The organism is Mycolicibacterium komossense, from assembly GCF_025822605.1.
GTDB classification, from domain to species: domain Bacteria; phylum Actinomycetota; class Actinomycetes; order Mycobacteriales; family Mycobacteriaceae; genus Mycobacterium; species Mycobacterium komossense.
The window spans coordinates 347,317-364,386 of the sequence record NZ_JACKTY010000020.1 but is presented as its reverse complement, the minus strand read 5'-3'; the positions used below and the strand labels follow the sequence as shown (position 1 = coordinate 364,386).

At 66.2% G+C, this 17,070-nt stretch carries 13 protein-coding genes; 12 read left to right on the top strand and 1 reads right to left on the bottom strand.

The genetic code is table 11. The features are described 5' to 3' along the window. The 11 genes from eccCa (at position 1) to eccA (ending at position 15,093) form a co-directional block, all read left to right on the top strand. The gene (gene eccCa, locus H7J73_RS09345; RefSeq protein WP_435405454.1) at positions 1–4,080 is read left to right on the top strand and encodes a type VII secretion protein EccCa; all 4,080 of its coding nucleotides are present in this window, start codon (positions 1–3) and stop codon (positions 4,078–4,080) included. A gap of 116 nt (positions 4,081–4,196) precedes the next feature. After that, entirely contained in the window at positions 4,197–4,493 is a 297-nt protein-coding gene (locus H7J73_RS09340; protein ID WP_264067039.1) for a PE domain-containing protein, read from the top strand. 24 nt (positions 4,494–4,517) lie between these two features. Next, positions 4,518–5,750: a PPE domain-containing protein gene (locus H7J73_RS09335; RefSeq protein ID WP_264067038.1), complete on the top strand. Its 1,233-nt coding sequence runs from the start codon at positions 4,518–4,520 to the stop codon at positions 5,748–5,750. Between the two features lie 153 nt (positions 5,751–5,903). After that, positions 5,904–6,209: a WXG100 family type VII secretion target gene (locus tag H7J73_RS09330; protein ID WP_264067037.1), complete on the top strand. Its 306-nt coding sequence runs from the start codon at positions 5,904–5,906 to the stop codon at positions 6,207–6,209. Positions 6,210–6,260: 51 nt separating this feature from the next. Then, entirely contained in the window at positions 6,261–6,548 is a 288-nt protein-coding gene (locus H7J73_RS09325) for a WXG100 family type VII secretion target (protein WP_264067036.1), read from the top strand. 87 nt (positions 6,549–6,635) lie between these two features. Next, a complete protein-coding gene (locus H7J73_RS09320; protein WP_264067035.1) occupies positions 6,636–7,475 on the top strand; it encodes an ESX secretion-associated protein EspG in 840 nt (279 codons plus the stop codon). Positions 7,476–7,499: 24 nt separating this feature from the next. Further along, positions 7,500–8,528 carry a MinD/ParA family ATP-binding protein gene (locus H7J73_RS09315; RefSeq protein ID WP_264067034.1) on the top strand — a complete coding sequence of 343 codons (1,029 nt, stop codon included), beginning with the start codon at positions 7,500–7,502 and terminating at the stop codon, positions 8,526–8,528. Continuing rightward, on the top strand, positions 8,528–10,021 hold the full coding sequence (eccD, locus tag H7J73_RS09310; RefSeq protein WP_264067032.1) for a type VII secretion integral membrane protein EccD: 1,494 nt from the start codon (positions 8,528–8,530) through the stop codon (positions 10,019–10,021). The genes H7J73_RS09315 and eccD overlap by 1 nt, the downstream gene beginning before the upstream one ends. Further along, positions 10,018–11,676 carry a type VII secretion-associated serine protease mycosin gene (gene mycP, locus H7J73_RS09305; protein WP_264067031.1) on the top strand — a complete coding sequence of 553 codons (1,659 nt, stop codon included), beginning with the start codon at positions 10,018–10,020 and terminating at the stop codon, positions 11,674–11,676. Before eccD ends, mycP begins: the two co-directional genes overlap by 4 nt. Next, on the top strand, positions 11,673–13,211 hold the full coding sequence (gene eccE / locus H7J73_RS09300; RefSeq protein WP_264067030.1) for a type VII secretion protein EccE: 1,539 nt from the start codon (positions 11,673–11,675) through the stop codon (positions 13,209–13,211). Before mycP ends, eccE begins: the two co-directional genes overlap by 4 nt. Positions 13,212–13,236: 25 nt before the next feature. Next, positions 13,237–15,093, top strand: coding sequence for a type VII secretion AAA-ATPase EccA (gene eccA, locus H7J73_RS09295; RefSeq protein ID WP_435405453.1), 1,857 nt, complete (start codon positions 13,237–13,239; stop codon positions 15,091–15,093). A gap of 15 nt (positions 15,094–15,108) precedes the next feature. Here eccA and H7J73_RS09290 read toward each other — a convergent pair whose 3' ends face one another. Next, entirely contained in the window at positions 15,109–16,308 is a 1,200-nt protein-coding gene (locus H7J73_RS09290) for a MinD/ParA family ATP-binding protein (protein ID WP_264067029.1), read from the bottom strand. Positions 16,309–16,454: 146 nt separating this feature from the next. On the opposite strand from H7J73_RS09290, the gene H7J73_RS09285 reads away from it, so the two are divergent. Then, the gene (locus H7J73_RS09285; protein WP_264067028.1) at positions 16,455–16,799 is read left to right on the top strand and encodes a WhiB family transcriptional regulator; all 345 of its coding nucleotides are present in this window, start codon (positions 16,455–16,457) and stop codon (positions 16,797–16,799) included. Positions 16,800–17,070 lie beyond the last annotated feature (271 nt).

Here is a 17,070-nt window from a genome sequence, read left to right as displayed (position 1 = left end):
GTGTCGAAGCGAGGTTTCGTACGCGGGCAACGCAAAGCCCCGCCCTCGGTGCCGCCGGCCAGGGTTGCGGTGGCCGCCCCGTTGGCACTGCCGGAGCGTGAGCCGCGAAACATCTTGCTGATGATCGCGATTCCGGCGCTGCTGGTGGGCATCATCGGCACGTTGGTGGTGATGTACACCTCGGGTATCCGGTCACTGCAGTCCGGCTTCTTCCCGATGATCGGCCTGGTCGGTTTCGGCGCGATGATGTTCAGCGGGCGAATGGGTCGTGGCCGCAAGATCAGTTGGGGCGAGCAAGAGAAGCAGCGCCGGGTCTACCTCCGGCAGCTCGACGAGGACCGCGACGAAGTGCAGCGGGCTGCCCAGGATCAGCGCCGCAGCCAGCTTTTCGTGCACGGCGACCCGCAGAGCCTCGACAATGTCATCGGTGGTCCGCGCATGTGGGAACGGCGTCCCACCGATCAGGATTTCCTCGATGTCCGGCTCGGGATCGGCATCCAGCAGGCCAGCGATTCGGCGGTAAGCCTGCAGTGGCCCGAGGTTCCGGTAGGCGAAGAGCTGGAGCCCGTCACCGGCCGCGCCCTCCGCGATTTCATCCTGGAGCAGAGCAAGATTCGCGGTATCGGCAAGGTGCTCAACCTGCGCTCGAAGCCTGGATTCAGTTTCACCGGCGACGATATGGGCGAGCTGCACGCGTTCATCAGGGCGGTACTCTGCTCGCTGGCGGTGTACCACAGCCCCGGCGACGTCAAGCTGATGGTGGTCACCCGCCATCCCGAGAAGTGGTCGTGGCTGGTGTGGTTGCCCCACAACCAGCATGACGAGATGTTCGACGCGTGCGGCCTGCGGCGCCTGGTGTTCACCTCGCCCACCGAACTCGAAGACGCCCTAGATGCCGAGCTGCACCGCAAGGGTCGCGGCCCGTGGGCGCCCCCGACCGGCAGCAGCCCGCTGTCCATGCCGTCACCGGCGGAGGCGATGACCAGTTCGGCGCTGGGCCCGCACTGGGTGATCGTCGACGACAACGTCGGGACTCCCGAGCAGTGGGAAGGCGTCACCGGCCAGAAGGGGATGGCCGGAATCACGGTGTTGCGGTTGGCTACCCGTCACGGTTCGGGTGTCGGTTTCACCGACGAGGACGAGCGCTTCGAACTTCGGGAGGGCAGGCTACGGCATCGCGGAGCCTTTTACGGGGTGGCCGACATGCTCGCCGAGAGCACCGCGGATCGCTATGCCAGGGCCATCGCCCGGTGGTCGCCGATGAGTGCCGACGAGTTGTCGGGAATGGACAGCCAGGGCGGGGAGCTGTTGCGGGCGTTGGGTATCAGCGACCCACGTCAGCTCGATGTCGACAAATTGTGGGCGGACAGCCGCGGTCGCGGCGACGCGAAGTGGGCGATGGTGCCCGTCGGGGTGAAGCCGGGCGGCGAACTGCAGTACATCGTCTTGCGCGCCAAGGATTTCGGTGGCTTCGGCTTCCACTCCGTCGTGATCGGAACTTCCGGCTCGGGCAAATCCGAGTACTTCCTGTCGCTGTGCAACGGGATCGCCCTGACGCATTCGCCGGAGACATTCATCGTGATCTTCGTCGATATGAAGTTCGAGTCGGCGGCTCAGGACCTGGAGGGACTGCCGCACGTCGCGGGTTCACTGTCAAACCTGGGCAAGGATGACCGCCACCTCGCCGAGCGCATGCGCAAAGCCGTCGACGGCGAAATCGCCAGGCGTTACCGACTGTTCAAGGACGCCGGTGCCCGGGACGCTAACGAGTACGAGGAGATGCGGCTCGCCGGTCGCGACCTGGAGCCGGTCCCCATCTTGTTGGTCATCATCGACGAGTATCTCGAGCTGTTCCACCATCACCCCGAATGGATCGACCTCGTCATCCACATCGGTCAGGAAGGTCGTGGCTGTAACGTCTTCTTCACCCTCGGCGGCCAGCGACTTGACCTCTCGTCACTGAGTAAGGCCAAGAGCAACTTGGCCTTCCGGGTGGCGCTGCGCGCGGAGACCGCCGAAGATTCTCGCGACGTGATCAGCAGCGATGCCGCGCTGCACCTGCCGTCGAAAGAGGCCGGTTATGCGTTGCTCAAAGTGGGCCCGCGCGATCTGGAACCGTTCCGCTGCTTCTATGTCTCGGCCCCGTTCGTCCTGCCGAAGAAGGCCGTCAACGTCGACAAGACTGTCGACGTCAGCTTCACCCAGCCCCGATCGCTGACGTGGGAATACCAGCCGCTCACCGATGAGGACAACGCGGCGCTGGCGTCCGCCGACGAGCCTGATGAGCCCGACGAGTTCCTTTACCACGCAGACGGTTTCAAGAAGAAGAAGCTGCTCGACGTGATCAGGGAGTCGCTGCTCGCCACTCAGATCAAGGCGCCGCACCAGATCTGGCTGCCGCCGCTGGAAGTCAGTGAGAAGGCTGATGACCTGGTATTGCGCTGGCGGGGCAAGCCGTGGCACGTCGACTACGGACAGAACCCCGGCCTGATCTTCCCGATCGCCATCGAGGACATCCCGGAGGACCATGCGCAGCGGGTCCACGTCATCGACGTCGAGATGGACAACATCATGGTGGTGGCCACCGCGCAGCGCGGGAAGTCGACCACGTTGATGACCCTGATGACGTCAGCGGCGCTGATGTACCGGCCCGACCGGGTGACCTTCTTCTGCATCGGGGCCTCGCTGTTTCCCATCGAGGAGCTCCCGCATGTCGCCGGTGTCGTGAGTCTGTCGGATACCGAAGGAGTTTCGCGGACGATCTCGACACTCGAGGGAATCATCCGGGCGAGGGAGGCCGCCTTCAAGCATTATCAGATCGACATCTCGGATTTCCGGGAGCGGCGATTCGGCCCGGCCGGGGGCGCGGGCACCGATCCGAACGACAAGTTCGGCGATGTTTTCCTGGTGATCGACAACTTCGGTGACCTCTACGACAAGGACTACGGCCTCGGGGACCGGGCCATCTCGGTGGCCAGGCAGGGCCTGTCCTATGGAGTGCACGTGATGACCAGTTCCAACGCCTGGCTGGTCGGGCAGAAGCAGGCCCTGCTGAATGTGTCGAACGCCCGCATCCAACTTCGGTTGAGCAACCCGGATGAAACACAGATGGGCACGGGTATCGACCATCGCCGGGCGGCCCGCCACACGTTGGATCGGCCGGGGTTCGGCGTGAGCAGGCAGGGCCACGAGTTGCTGATGGGGGTACCGGAGATCTCCGGCCCCCAGGGCGAACGCATCACCGTTCGCCAGGTGGGCGCCGTGATCGCGGCGAACACGGGTCTGGAGCGGGTCGAAACGCTGGCCCGGCTGCCCGAGCACATCGCTTTGCGCGAGGTCGTCGAGGCATTCGCCACGACCCCTGCGGCTGCCGACCCGTTGAACCTGCCCTTCGCCATCGGAGAGAGCGGCCTGGCCCCGGTGGCCCTGCCGCTGCGCAGTACCCCCAATCTGTCCGTGATCGGACGCCAGGGCTGCGGCAAGACCACGACTCTGGCAGCGGTGGGTCAGGCGATCATGAGCCGGTATACCCCGGAGCAGGCGCAGATCACCGTCATCGATCCGAAGACCGCGCTGATCGGGCGCATGCAGGGCCCGCATGTGCGCGCCTACGCCTATACCGTCGACGATATCGACCAGGCCATCGCTGAGCTCACGCAACTGCTGCAGCAGCGCCTGCCACCGTCGGGGCTGAGCCAGGAGGAGCTGCTCAAACGCGCCGCCTGGGAGGGGCCGCATCACTTCGTGCTCATCGACGATGAGCAGGAGTTGCGTCCCAACGGTGTGCTGGGTAAGCAGGCCGCCACCGCGCCGCTGTGGGCCCTGATCGAACGCAGCCGCGAAGTGGGGCTGCACGTGATCATGTCCCGCCTGCCCGGAAACTGGGCCGGCGTTTCGGTGATGAACCCGTTCCTACAGAAGATGACGAGTTCGCGTTCACCGACATTGTTCATGGACAACGATCCGGCCGCCGTCAAAGTATTCGGCAGAACGAGCGCTCAGCAACTAGCGCCCGGGCGTGGATTATTGGTCACCAGCGATGGCGCGATCGAGGGAGTGCTCGTGGGGTCACCAGAGTGACTGATGGGACAGCATTCGCTGGATCGTGCGCAATTGATGTCGACAGCATGATTCAGCACACATAGAATCAGATCATTACCGCAGGAAACTTCTGCGCTCAACGGGAGGAATCAACTATGGAGGTTGTGCCAAGCGCCGTCGATCTGTCCTCGACGACCGAGGTGACTATCAGCGCTGAGATGGGCGCGAGCGCGTCCGCGGCGTCCGCAGCCTTGCTCGGCGTCACGCCGATGGGCCTGGACGCGGATTCGGCCGAATTCGCCGCCGCCCTGTCCGCCGCCGGCGGCCAGTACCTGGGGATGACGGCCGAACACGTCGGTTCGCGGCTCGGGCTCGCGGCTGACCAGTCGATTTCATCGCTGACCTACCAAGCGACGGATGCGATCAACGCCGTCAGTGGTCTCTCCTTCTAAGGCACCGATTGGGAGGGATCTCAGATGCCCGATCCGCTCTGGCCGATCAGCACGCCGGAGGCCAACCACACCAGGTTGATCTCCGGTACCGGCCCGGCAACCACGCTGGCCAATATGGCCGCTTGGCTGACTCAATTGACCACCCACGAGCTGTCGTTCGGCGCGTCCACGATGAACACTGTCGCCACGGGCGCGAGTTTCATCGGGCTCGGCGGAACGGCCTCGGCTGCTGCCAGCACCGAACTCAACGGCGCGTTACAGCTGCTCACCGGGTGGGTGGTGGAGAAGCCGCCGCTCGCCGAAGCAGCTGTTACGGCCTATGAGTCCGCTTGCTCGACGATGATTCCGGCTCCGGTGTGTGAAGCCAACCGGATGGAGGAGTACTCGGACAATCTGATCAACCCGGCGGTGTGGGGTGCCCTGACGCCCCGGATCGCCGAGTTGAACGTGGAGTATTTCGGTGAGCATTGGCCGCACAACGCCAGCGCCGGTGCCGCGTACGGGGCGGTGCTGTCGGGGTTGACCGCGCTGCTGGCGGTGCCCCCGCCGGTCGCTCCGATGTCCAACCCCGCCGCTGCGGCGGCCGGTTCGGCTGCTTCCGTCGCTCAGGCCACGGCGCAGGCGACCGGTACGCAGGCGATGCAGGCGGGTTCGAAGGCCGCGGAAACCACTGGCCAGGGAGCCACGAGTGCCGGCGGTGGCGCCAGTAGCCAGATGAGTTCCATGGTCGGCCAGATGGGCCAGATGCTTCAGCCGATGACTCAGCTCTTCCAGATGCCGATGCAAATGGGCCAACAGGTGATGCAGGCGGCTCCACAGGCTCTGCAACAACTGACGGGCATGTTCGGCCAGGGCATGAAGGGCACCGATGTCGCCACTGAAGCGGCCAACTTCAAGGCGGCTCCGGGTGCGGGCGGAGTAGGGATCAGTCCTGCGTCGCTCGGCGGTGGTGGTGGCGGCGCTGGTGGGCTGGGCGGTCTGGGTGGCGGGGCAACCCAGGGAATGACCAGCTACACACGCCCGACCAGCAGCTTCGGCGAAGGCCCCGGCCGCGCATCGGGGTTGCGGACCGGCCTGCTCGAGACCACCGAAATGCGTGCGCCGACAACGGGTACCGGCATGGGCGGCGGTGGGGGCATGCCGATGTCGCCGGCCAGCATGCTCAACCGCGGCGGCGAGGGTGGTCAGAAGGCTGACGAGGTCGCCCGCGCACGGGTGGTCGTCGACCGCGCCCGCGATGCCCGTCAAGATGTCTGACAATAATTGAATATTGCTCGCATCCAGCTAATGCTGGGCATGTACTCAGGTCTGTGTCAGGTGTTTGCTAAAAGGTGAAGTGACACAACTCGCGCAGCGCTTACACTCAAATTGAAGCCCCTGCTCGGGGATGAACAAGCAAGGGAGAAGCAAATGGCAGATCTACTCGTAACACCGGACCAGATGCGAACGGTCTCCAACAGCATTCACAGTGCGCTCGAACAGGCGATTGCCGTTGCGACGCAGTACGTCAACACCCATCAGGATCAGATGGGCGCCACCTGGAGCGGCCAGGGCGCGACCTCCTCGATGACTACCGCAGCCAAGGTCCAGGAGGACATCAACAAGATCGTCACCGGCGGCCAGCACCTCGCGGACGGTTTGAACAACGCTGCCGCCCTCATGGAGGCACATGAGGAAGAGCAGGCACACACGTTCAACGGATTCGCCCCCCACTAACCACAGCTAGCCCGCTCGGCCCCGCACACTCGACTACTCAAGGAGAACCACATGTCCATCCTTTACAACCACGGTGAGGTCGACGGCCTCTCCAACACTGTCGGTCAGTCCGCGCAGACCCTGCACGGACTGCATGACGAGGTCAAGAACCAGACGGACGCCATTGCCGAATTCTTCACCGGCACGGCGGCCTCGGCCTTCCGCGAGAACCAGTTGTTGATGCTCAGCGGATTTCAGGACCTCATCCAGGTCATGGCCAGCCACGGGCAGGCGATCGGCAGTGCCAATATGTCGTCGATCAGTACCGATCAGCAGATGGCGCAGGGCTTCGGCGGGTAAGACCACTTCTAGGCCGGGGCGCACGTGCCGCGTGCGCCCCGTTCTCTGCTCTGGGTACTGGGTCTGAATTCGGTTCGGGGGTTCCACGTGTTGACAACGACGCTCGACGGTCTATGGGCGCTTCAGGTCCTGACTGGTATCGAGGTGCTGGCACCCGAGTTGGGTTTGCGGCCAGTACTTCCCAGTGTCGAGTCCAAACAGTCGGCGCTGGATCACCCGGTCGCGGCCGAACTGCTGGAAGCAGGCGTGATCGATGAGCACGGTGATGTCGACCCCGCGGTAGTGGAGTGGCTGACCGTGCTGTCCCGCCGCGACGTGGCGCTGTACATGCAGGCGCGAACCCCCGCCGGGGGCGCTGTTCCGGCGATGGTGACGCTGGCCCGTTTTGCGCAATGGTGGGTCACTCTGGAGCGCACCGACTATCTGGTGCGACTCAGCGGCGCCGGAACGGCCAGCGCAGAAAGTGCGGCGAGCCAGGTGATCACCTCTCAGGTGGATCGTCTGTGCGGCACCAGCAAGCCGGCGCCGTTGAAGCCCGTCACGATTCCGGTCGACAAACTCCTCGAGAGCGTCAGGGACAAAGACAGCCTGCGTAAGTTCCTGATGAGCAGCGTCCAACTGGACCCCGACCAGATGCAACTGCTGATGCTGGCCGCCGACCCGGAGCAATCGGCTCAGGCGTCCATCGTGGCGTTGCAGACCGGCGTCAACACCGGTGGCCCGGCCAGGGTGCACCTGGAAAAGTCCGTGGTGACGATCATCGACACCCCAGAGGGCCGGCTGGTCGCCGAACATGTTCCACAACAGGGCAAAGCATGGATGATCATGTCGCCGGGCTCGCCCAGCAATATCGCGACCGCCGTCAACCAGATGGTGCGTCGATTACCTGCGCAGCAGGACTGGTTTTCCCACCGAAAGGTTGTGTAGGGCGCGAATGTTAGCATCAAAATTGTGACAAATCCATGGAATGAACCGGCGAATTCTCCTGAACGCCAGGAATCGCTGCGGCGCGAATCTCCCGGTGGACGTCATCAACACCAGGATTCTGTTTCGGGGACACTGCGAATTTCCGATATGGTCGCGCCCCGCAAAATTCCGCCCGGTTCGGGTTGGCGCAAATTCATCTATAACGCGACATTTCACGCCATCAATCTCGGCGAGTCGCCGGGTGAGCGGCATTACCGCGAACTGCGTGACCGTATCCGCAGGCACATTCGCAAGCAGTACGTCATCGCCGTGGTCTCCGGTAAGGGCGGTGTCGGCAAGACGACCATGACGGCGTCCATCGGCGCGGTGTTCCGCGAGTGCCGTCCCGAGAACGTGGTGGCCATCGACGCCGCACCGGGCTTTGGCACTCTGGCCGGCCGAATCGACGAAGCGCCGCCCGGCGACTATTCGGCGGTCCTCAACGACACCGATGTCCAGGGCTATGCCGATATCCGAGAACATTTGGGGCAGAACGTCCTTGGGCTCGACGTCCTGGCGGGCAATCGCGCTTCCGATCAACCGCGACCGCTGGTCCCCTCGATGTTCACCGGCGTGTTGTCCCGGTTGCGCCGGACTCACAACATCATTGTGGTGGACACCTCCGACGACCTCGAGCACCCGGTCATGAAGGCCGTCTTCGACGCCGCCGACACTTTGGTCTTCGTGTCCGGGCTGACCGCCGATACCTCGCTTCCGGTCACCCGCTCGATCGATCTGTTGCGGGCGATGGGTTACCACGAACTGGTCTCCCGCAGCATGGTGGTCCTCAATGACAGCCGCGATTCGCGCGATAAGGAAGCTCGCGCCTATTTGACCGAACGTTTCGGGCAGTCGGGTGCGACGGTCGAATTCATGCCTTACGACCCGCATCTGGCGAAGGGTGGCATCATCGACACGCAACACGAATTGCACAAGAAGACGCGCCTGCGGTTATTCGAGATCACCGCAGCACTCGCCGATAAATACACTCCGGATGCCGATAGGCCACAGTAATGGCAAAGGTTTCATTCCCGGCTCGGTGCGCTGTTGCAGTGGTCTGCGGTGAACATTTGGTGTCCCAGGTTTATCCGGCCTCGGTGCCGATCGAGGTATTCATCGACGACATCGTCGAGCTGCTCAACGAAGAGCTGCGGCGGCGCGGCCTGACCGGGCTGGAAGCCAGCGTCGGCTACGAGCTGCAGCGAGCCAACGGCGTCCGCCTTGATGTGACCAGGACGCTCGACGAACTGGGTGTCGAAGACGGCGCCACCCTGGTCCTGAGCCCCGCCGTCGACGGCGATTCCTTCGAACCGCAGTACGAGTCCTTGTCGACGGGCCTGGCCAGGATCGGCAAGAAGCTCTTCGCGCCCGTCACCCCGGAGACTGCCGCGCACACCGCGCTGGCCATTCTCGCGCTGGCGGTGTTCTCGGTGCTCGGGCTCGCGCTGCGGACCCGAATGGCCGCTGATTCACTGGCTCCGACCCTGGCCACCGGCGTCGTCGGCCTGCTCGCCGCCGGTGGCGCCGTCGCCATCTGGCGGGCGTGGCCGCAACGCACCGATCTGCTGAGCGGATTCGGATGGTTGGCCATTCCGACGCTTGCCGTCAGTGCCGCTGCGGCCGCACCGGGAGCGCTTGGTGCGGCGCATCTGTTCATCGCCGCACTCGGCGTCACGGTGCTGACCTGCGGTCTCGCGTCGGTCACTGGGCGGCATATCACCGTCGCCGCCACCGTCGTGACGTTATGTGGGCTCGGCGGCCTCGTCGCCCTGACCCGGATGTGGCAGCCGATCCCGCCTCAGTGGTTGGGAATGTGCACGCTGGTGGCGCTGCTGCTGCTGCTGACACTGGCGCCGACCTTCGCGCTCTGGGCGTCGCGGATCCGGCCGCCCTATTTCGGGTCGATCACCGGCCGGGATGTGTTCCGCCGGAGTGACGGCCTGCCGGTGGACGCTGTCGCCCCCGTCGACGACGAAGCCGGTGAGGACGAGCAGAGCGAGCCGAATCCCGACACCACACCGCGCGGGGAGGAGATCGCCAGCGCCGCCAGGCGGGCCAACAGCGTCCTGACCGGGATCTGTATCGGTGCGGCGGTGACACTGCCGGTGGCGATCTGGGCGACGCTGATGCCCGGCCTGGCCAAGAGCAATGCCGCGGCGGTGCTGGCGGGTCTGTTCGTGCTGATCTTCATCAGCCGCGGACGCACGTTCGCCGACAAGCGCCAGGCTGTCGCGCTGGTCTGTGGCGCCGCCGTGGCGGTCAGCGCCGCGGTGATCAAATATGTGCTGCACGAACCGAGCGACTCGGGTGCCGCGCTGCTGTGGGGCACGCTGGTGCTCGCCGTGTTCACCGGCGCCGGGTTGGTGGCTGCGTTGCTGGTGCCCGTCACCCGCTTCACCCCGCTGGTGCGCATGCTCGCCGAATGGCTCGAACTGGCCGCGATCGTCGCCGCTTTCCCGCTGGCGGCCTGGATCGGGGGGCTTTACACATGGGTGCGGATGCGATGACCCCAATGGGTCGGGCCCGCCAGGTCGGATCAGCGGTGGCAGTGCTGCTGTTGGTCGGGCTGAGCACCAATCTCCCGCTTACACAGGCGATTCCACCGCCGACTGTGGATCCGGCAATGGTCCCGCCGGACGGTCCGCCCGGTCCGGACCAACCCATGCGGCAGAGCAATATCTGCGCGCAGACGATCACGGTGGCCGACCCCAACGTCTCGGTGACCGCGCCCGGCTTCACCATGCTGAACATCAGCAAGGCATGGGAGTACTCGACGGGTAACGGCGTACCGGTCGCGGTGATCGACACCGGCGTCAACCCCAATCCGCGACTGCCGGTGGTGCCCGGCGGTGACTACATCATGGGCGGTGACGGCCTGATGGATTGCGACGCCCATGGCACGATCGTGGCGTCGCTGATCGGTGCCGCGCCGCTCGGCACGCCCAGGCCAACGCCGATGCCGTCGAATCCGGCATTTCCGCCCCCGGCCGGGCCGCCGCCCGCCATCGCGGCCCCGCCACCGCCCGGTGGTGCCCCGGCCCCGCCAGCGCCTCCGCCGCCTCCTGTTCCGGTGACCGTAACCGAGATCAAGCCTGCTCCGCCGGCGCCCCCTCCACCGCCACCCCCTCCGCCGGATGCGCCGTCGAGCGGGCCGGGTGATCCGATGCCGGGCGGCCCCGATGACCCCGAGGTTCCGCCACCGCCGCCGGGTGCTCCGGATGGTGTGGCCGGGGTGGCCCCGGATGCCGTATTGATCTCGATCCGCCAGTCGTCGAGAGCCTACGAATTCGTCAACCCGCAGCCCGGCGACAACGAGGCCCGCCGCAAGGCCGGCACCGTCGCGTCACTGGCGCAGGCCATCGTGCACGCCGCGAACATGGGCGCCAAGGTGATCAACATCAGTGTGACGTCGTGTGTTTCGGCCGCCGATCCGCTTGATCAGCGGGCACTCGGTGCGGCCGTCTGGTACGCGGCGACGGTCAAAGATGCCGTCGTCGTCGCGGCGGCCGGGAACGAGGGGGAGGACAACTGCGCGCAGAATCCCCTGTTCGATCCGCTGAACACGTCCGACCCCCGCGACTGGCACCAGGTCAAAACGGTGTCGTCGCCGTCGTGGTACTCCGATTACGTCTTGTCGGTCGGCGCGGTGGACAACGCCGGTGCACCGCTGGCCAAGAGCCTGGCCGGTCCGTGGGTCGCCGCAGCGGCACCGGGAGTGGGCATCATGGGGCTCTCCCCGCAGACCGCCGGTCCGGTGAATGCCTATCCGCCGGCGCGTCCAGGTGACGCCAACACACCCTTCTGGGGGACCAGCTTCTCGGCCGCCTACGTCAGCGGCGTCGCGGCGCTGGTGCGGGCGAAATTTCCTGATCTGTCCGCACACCAGGTGATCAACCGGATCCTGCAGACCGCGCACAACCCACCCCGTGGAGTGGACAACCAGGTCGGCTACGGGGTCGTCGATCCCGTTGCCGCGCTGACCTTCAACGTCCCGCCCGGTTCGCGGCTGGCACCGGACTCGCAGAGCAGGGTGATCGTCCCGCCGCCGCCGATGGCTCCACCGGATCACCGGGCACGCGATGTCGCCCTCGGGTTCGCCGGCGCGGTGGCAGCGTTGGTCCTGATCTCCGCGCTGGTCGCCAGGGCACGGCGGGCACGATGACAGCGACCGTCCGGCTCACCATCGTGATCGGCATCCTGCTGGCCGGCCTCGTCGGCTGGATGTTCGGCGGAATCTACGGCGCCGCAGGAGGATTGGTCCTCGGCCTGGCGCTCGGCGCGGTCCGCTGGTGGCAGCAGCCGCTCTGGTCGTGGGCGGGGCTGTATCTGCGGCGGAAACGTCCGATCGTCTGGAGCGAACCGGTCACGGTGGCCAACGACCGCGCCGGAGGTGGGGTGCGCTACCAGGACGGCGTCGCGGTGGTCGCGGTGCAAGTCCTCGGAAAAGCCCATGCGCCGACATTGTTCACCGGTTCGATGGCGACCCGTACCGACAACACCATCGATATCGCCGAGTTGACGCACCTGCTGCACCAGAGCCTCGGCTTGACAGTCGAGTCGCTGAGCATCGTCTCCGCCGGCAGTCGGCGTCGCAACACCGGCGACTACCCACGTGTCTACGACACCCTGATCGGTACGCCGCCGTATGCCGGTCAGCGCGAGACCTGGCTGATCGCCCGGGTTCCGACCTTCGCGAACGCTGACGCGCTGCAGTGGCGGCTGACGGCCGGCACCGCAGCGCTGGCTGCCGCGCAACGCATCAGTGCGGCATTGCGCAGCAACGGGATTCGGGCCAAGGTCGGTACCGCCACCGATATCGTCGAGATGGAGCGCCGCCACGGAAAGTCGGCGCTCGACCCAGGGCGCCAACGCTGGCGCTCGGTCCGCAGCGATACCGGGTGGCTGACCACTTACCGGTACCGCCCGCAGGACATCACCGCCGAAGGTCTGGCCCAGGCCTGGTCGTGGCGGGCCGACGGCATCATGCAGAACATCACCTTGTTCCCGAACGGCACAGCCACCGCGACGGTGACGATCCGGACGTCTCAGCCGCCGACGGCGCCGCCGAGTGTGTCTTTGCGGACACTGCCGGGAGAGCAGGCAGCGGCGGTAGCTGCCGGCTTGTGCGGCCCGACCGTCAGGCTGCGCGGCTTGCGCCCGACGCCCGCACCGCGGTCGCTGGTGCTTCCGGTGGGAGCGTCCGGTGTGCTGATCGGCAAGGTTGGTGCCGGTGACCGCCTGATGCTCCCGCTCGGCGACCCGGGCGAGTTCAGCCGGGTGCACATCGCCGCCGAGGACGCGCTGGCCAAGCGCTTCGTCATCCGGACGGCCGGCGCCGGCGAGCGCATCACCGTCCACTCTCGAAACCCTCAGCGCTGGAGCAGCGTTCGCATGCCGGATATCGCCGTCACCGATCGTCCGCGGCCCGCCGCCGGCACCACCGTCAGCGTCATCGACGGGTCGATGTCGCCCGCGCCGCGGCCCAATACGGTGATCTCCGTCGGCCGGCCGGGTGAGCCCTACCGGGGATCGGCCGATGTGGTGATCACCCAGACCGGGCCGGCGACTGTCGAGGTGACTGCGGCGGGCCGGCGACATATCGTCGAGGTCGAACTGTTCCGTGCCGAGAACCGCTACATCTCTGCGGAGCCGACCAGCCTGATGGCTGATCGCGAATACGCTGACGAGCGGCAATGACCCAAGAGACGGTGAAGACAAGAAGTTGACGACCAGTAGCAGCCAAACCGCAGCAGCACGGCGACAGTTCGACCAGGGCATGGCGCTCCTGGACAGCGATCCGTCGGCTGCGCTGGAGCGCTTCCGCGACGCGACCGAGACCGACCCCGCGATGGCCGATGCGTGGTTGGGGCGAATAGCCGCGGGTGACGAGGCGCTGACGTCGCTGCAACAGCTGTATACCTACGGGGTCCGGCTGCACCGTGAGACCAACCGGCTCGGGAGCACCCTGTCGGCGCATATCAAGGCCGGCCCATATCTGGCGATCACGGTCACCGAATCCTCGCACGCCGGGATGGCGCTGGCGTCGGCGCTCATCGATGGCGGCGAGTACGAGAAAGCTCAAGCCCTGCTGAAGGATTCGGCTCTCCTGGATACCTGGGAGAACCATCAGTGGCAGCAGTACCTTGAGTCGTACCTGATGTACGCGACACAGCGCTGGCCGGATGTCATCGCCGTGGCCGCGAAAATTCTTCCTCCCCAGGCGATCATCATGTCTGCGGTGACCGCGGCCACGAACGCCCTGGCCGCGCATGCCGCCGCGCATCTCGGGCAGGCCAGGGTCGCGTTGGACTGGGCGGACCGCATCGAACTGCGCTCGGCGCGCGGTGGGCCCAGCGAGTCACGTCGCCGCGACCTGACCGATGTGATGATCGCTGCCATCGACCCCGTCGACTTCCCGCTGATCGCCGCCGATATCGCCTACGTGCGCGGGATGGCCCACCGCCAGCTCGGCGAGGAGGACAAGGCGCAGATCTCGTTGTCCAAGGCGACGATCAACGGCGCCCTGATCCCAGCTGCCCAGCAGGCGCTCAACGACCCGACACTGCAGCTGGTCATCACCGATGAAGAAACCATCGACAGCCGCACGAACCGCTGGGATGTCACCACCGAACGGTCGTCGGAGGATCGTCAGCAGGAGGAGAACGAGGGCCGGCGCACCGAGCTGCTGGCCGAGGGCCGTGATCTGCTCAACCATCAGGTCGGGCTGTCGGAAGTCAAGCGGGCCGTGGCCGAGCTGGAGGACCAGATCGAGGTCCGCGCACTGAGATTGACCCACGGCCTGCCGGTCACGAACCAGACGAATCACATGTTGTTGGTGGGTCCTCCCGGCACCGGTAAGACCACCACCGCCGAGGCGTTGGGCAAGATCTATGCGGGCCTGGGAATCGTCCGGCATCCGGAGATCATCGAGGTCAAGCGCGCCGACTTCTGCGGTGAGCACATCGGTTCGTCGGGTCCGAAGACGAACGAACTGATCGCGCGGTCGCTGGGGCGCATCCTGTTCATGGATGAGTTCTACTCGCTGGTCGAGCGGCACCACGACGGCCGGCCGGACATGATCGGCATGGAGGCGGTCAATCAGCTGCTCGTCGCACTGGAAGTGCACCGCTTCGACTTCTGTTTCATCGGCGCCGGGTACGAGAAGGAAGTCGACGAATTTCTCACGGTCAACCCGGGTCTGGCTGGCCGATTCAACCGCAAACTGCGGTTCGAGTCGTACAGCCCTGACGAGCTGGTGGCGATCGCCATTCGCTATGGCGGCCCGCGTGCGACGGTTATCGAGCCGGCTGCGCAGGAGGCGATGAATGCGGCCTGCCGCGTGCTACGGACCTACACAGCGCCCAACGGTGAGCACGGTATCGACGTCATGCAGAACGGCCGGTTCGCCCGCAACGTCGTGGAACGCGCTGAACGACTGCGTGATTCACGCGTTGCGGCCCAGAATCGGACAGACCGCGGTTCGGTCACCGTGAGCGATCTGGAGACCGTCCGCACCCAGGACGTGATGGCCGCCATCATCGACGCGTGCGCGGAAAAGCATGTACCGCTGCAGCTCTGAGGCGAACGAGGCAGTTCAGCGGCGGTCGCGCACCGCGTCGGGGGCCGAGGCGAAGTGTTGGGCGATGGCGGCGGCGATCTCCAGGAAACGCCGGCGCGTGCGACGGTCCATCTCCCGGGAGACGTCGATCACGCCGCCTGGGCGCAGGTGCGGGTCGAACGGAACCTCCACCACCACCTGACCGCGGGCGGTGAACTGCTGAGCCAGAAGCGAGCGGGTCTTCTTATCGGCATGGCCGTCGGAGTCGTTGAGTACGACCACAGTTCGGCGCAGCAGATCGTTCTTGTCATGGTTGGCCAGCCATTCCATGGTCTGTGCGGCAGCCGAGGCGCCGTCGGCCCACGGCGACGACACGACGATCAAGGCGTCGACATCGCGTAGCGCCTCCTGGGTGACGGGGGCGTCCATCGTCGATCCGCAGTCCACGATCGAGATGGTGAAATGCCGGTCCAGGCGCATGATCGCCTCGCGATAAACGGCCGGGTCGAGCACCCGGCGCCGGCTGGTCGCCGGCTCCCCGGCGAGTACGTAGAGCCCGGATGCGTTGTTGCCCACCCTGGTGCGCAGATCGGCGAACGTCTGCAGGTTCTTGTCGGCAGCCAGCTCCCAGTAGGAGCCATGGGTGTTGGGATCGATACGGCTGCCGAGGCGTCCGAAGGCGGTGTCGGCGTCGACGGCCACCACCCGGTCGGCCGGCCGCAGTTCCGCGAAGACCGACCCGACGCTGGCGGCGACGGAGGTCTTACCGACCCCGCCCTTACCCAGCACGCCGACCTTGTAATACCCCCGGAGCGCGGATTGCACGACGGCCTCCATCTGGGCGTCGCGCCGCTCGTCGCGGGAGGGTCCCAGGTTGACCAGGCCGAAAGTGGCCGCGTAGACGGCCTTGCGCCACCCGCTGGCCGGCCGGGGCCGGCGCCCGGTGGGCAGAGACCGGCCGGGGTAATCCGCGTCGGGCCACGGCTGCTGCGGCGGCGCCGTCGTGCCGGGGGGTGGTGGCGGCGGGGCGCCATGGGGCGCCTGCGGCGGCGGAGGACCACCGTAGGGCGCGGCGGGTGGCTGCTGCGGGAACGGGGGCCTACCGCCCTGGTAGCCGGGCTGCGGCGGCCAGGGGCCAGGGCGCTGCGGCGGCGGCCCCTGCGGTGGCGGGCCGGGTGGCGGCCCGGGCCGGCTTGGGGGTTGTCGATCACGCAGGAAGTCGTCGCGGTCGCTCACTGCTGGCCTCCTTGGGGTGACTTGCGGCTGGTGGGGATCGCGGGTTGCCTGGGTGCTATGGCTAACCGGACGAGCATGTATCCAGTATCGGCCACCCCGGGCCGGACCCGGCCGGCCGTACCTCGGACGCTGCGAAGGGTCGGCATATGACCAGTGCCTTCACTGGCGGCGATCAGCACGACACCGTCGGACCGTGCACCCAGGACCCTGACCGCTGGCTCACCGCCACCGACGAGGCGACCAAGGCGATCTGCCGCGGTTGCCCACGGCGCTGGAGATGTGCCCGTGATGCGGTCGAGATGCCGGCGGCCGAAGGAATGTGGGCCGGGATCGCCATTCCCGGGTCTGCGCGCGGACGGTCGTTCGCGCTCAGACAGCTGCGCTCGCTGGCCGAACGAGGCGGATATCCACCGCGCGCATCGAGCCGGTGCACCTCGCCGGCCATCATCGAAGACGACGTGTCCGCGAAGGTCGTCCAGCCCCAAAAGTGAACTGCGATAGTGGACTACGCGTGTGATGGCACAGACCTAGAGTCTCGTTGATCGCCGGGTCGGTGGACCCAGTCGAGGAGCGGACCAGCACCCTGCGCTCTCATCCTAGCCGTACGGGCGTTATCTAAGAATCCACCTAACTTTGCGCAAACGTCTTCCGATGCGCGCGTCGGCAGAGTGCATGCACTGAACAGTGCAGATTGCACATTCCGGGAGAATATCGACGCGCCCAGCTAACTGTCTAAGCAAACGGTGTGGCAGTAGGGCTCGC

Bases quoted from the DNA above. Each gene is read 5' to 3' on its own strand.
- H7J73_RS09340 (WP_264067039.1), top strand. From the start codon at position 4,197: ATGGAGGTTGTGCCAAGCGCCGTCGATCTGTCCTCGACGACCGAGGTG.
- H7J73_RS09335 (WP_264067038.1), top strand. From the start codon at position 4,518: ATGCCCGATCCGCTCTGGCCGATCAGCACGCCGGAGGCCAACCACACC.
- H7J73_RS09330 (WP_264067037.1), top strand. From the start codon at position 5,904: ATGGCAGATCTACTCGTAACACCGGACCAGATGCGAACGGTCTCCAAC.
- H7J73_RS09325 (WP_264067036.1), top strand. From the start codon at position 6,261: ATGTCCATCCTTTACAACCACGGTGAGGTCGACGGCCTCTCCAACACT.
- eccD (WP_264067032.1), top strand. From the start codon at position 8,528: ATGGCAAAGGTTTCATTCCCGGCTCGGTGCGCTGTTGCAGTGGTCTGC.
- mycP (WP_264067031.1), top strand. From the start codon at position 10,018: ATGACCCCAATGGGTCGGGCCCGCCAGGTCGGATCAGCGGTGGCAGTG.
- eccE (WP_264067030.1), top strand. From the start codon at position 11,673: ATGACAGCGACCGTCCGGCTCACCATCGTGATCGGCATCCTGCTGGCC.
- H7J73_RS09285 (WP_264067028.1), top strand. From the start codon at position 16,455: ATGACCAGTGCCTTCACTGGCGGCGATCAGCACGACACCGTCGGACCG.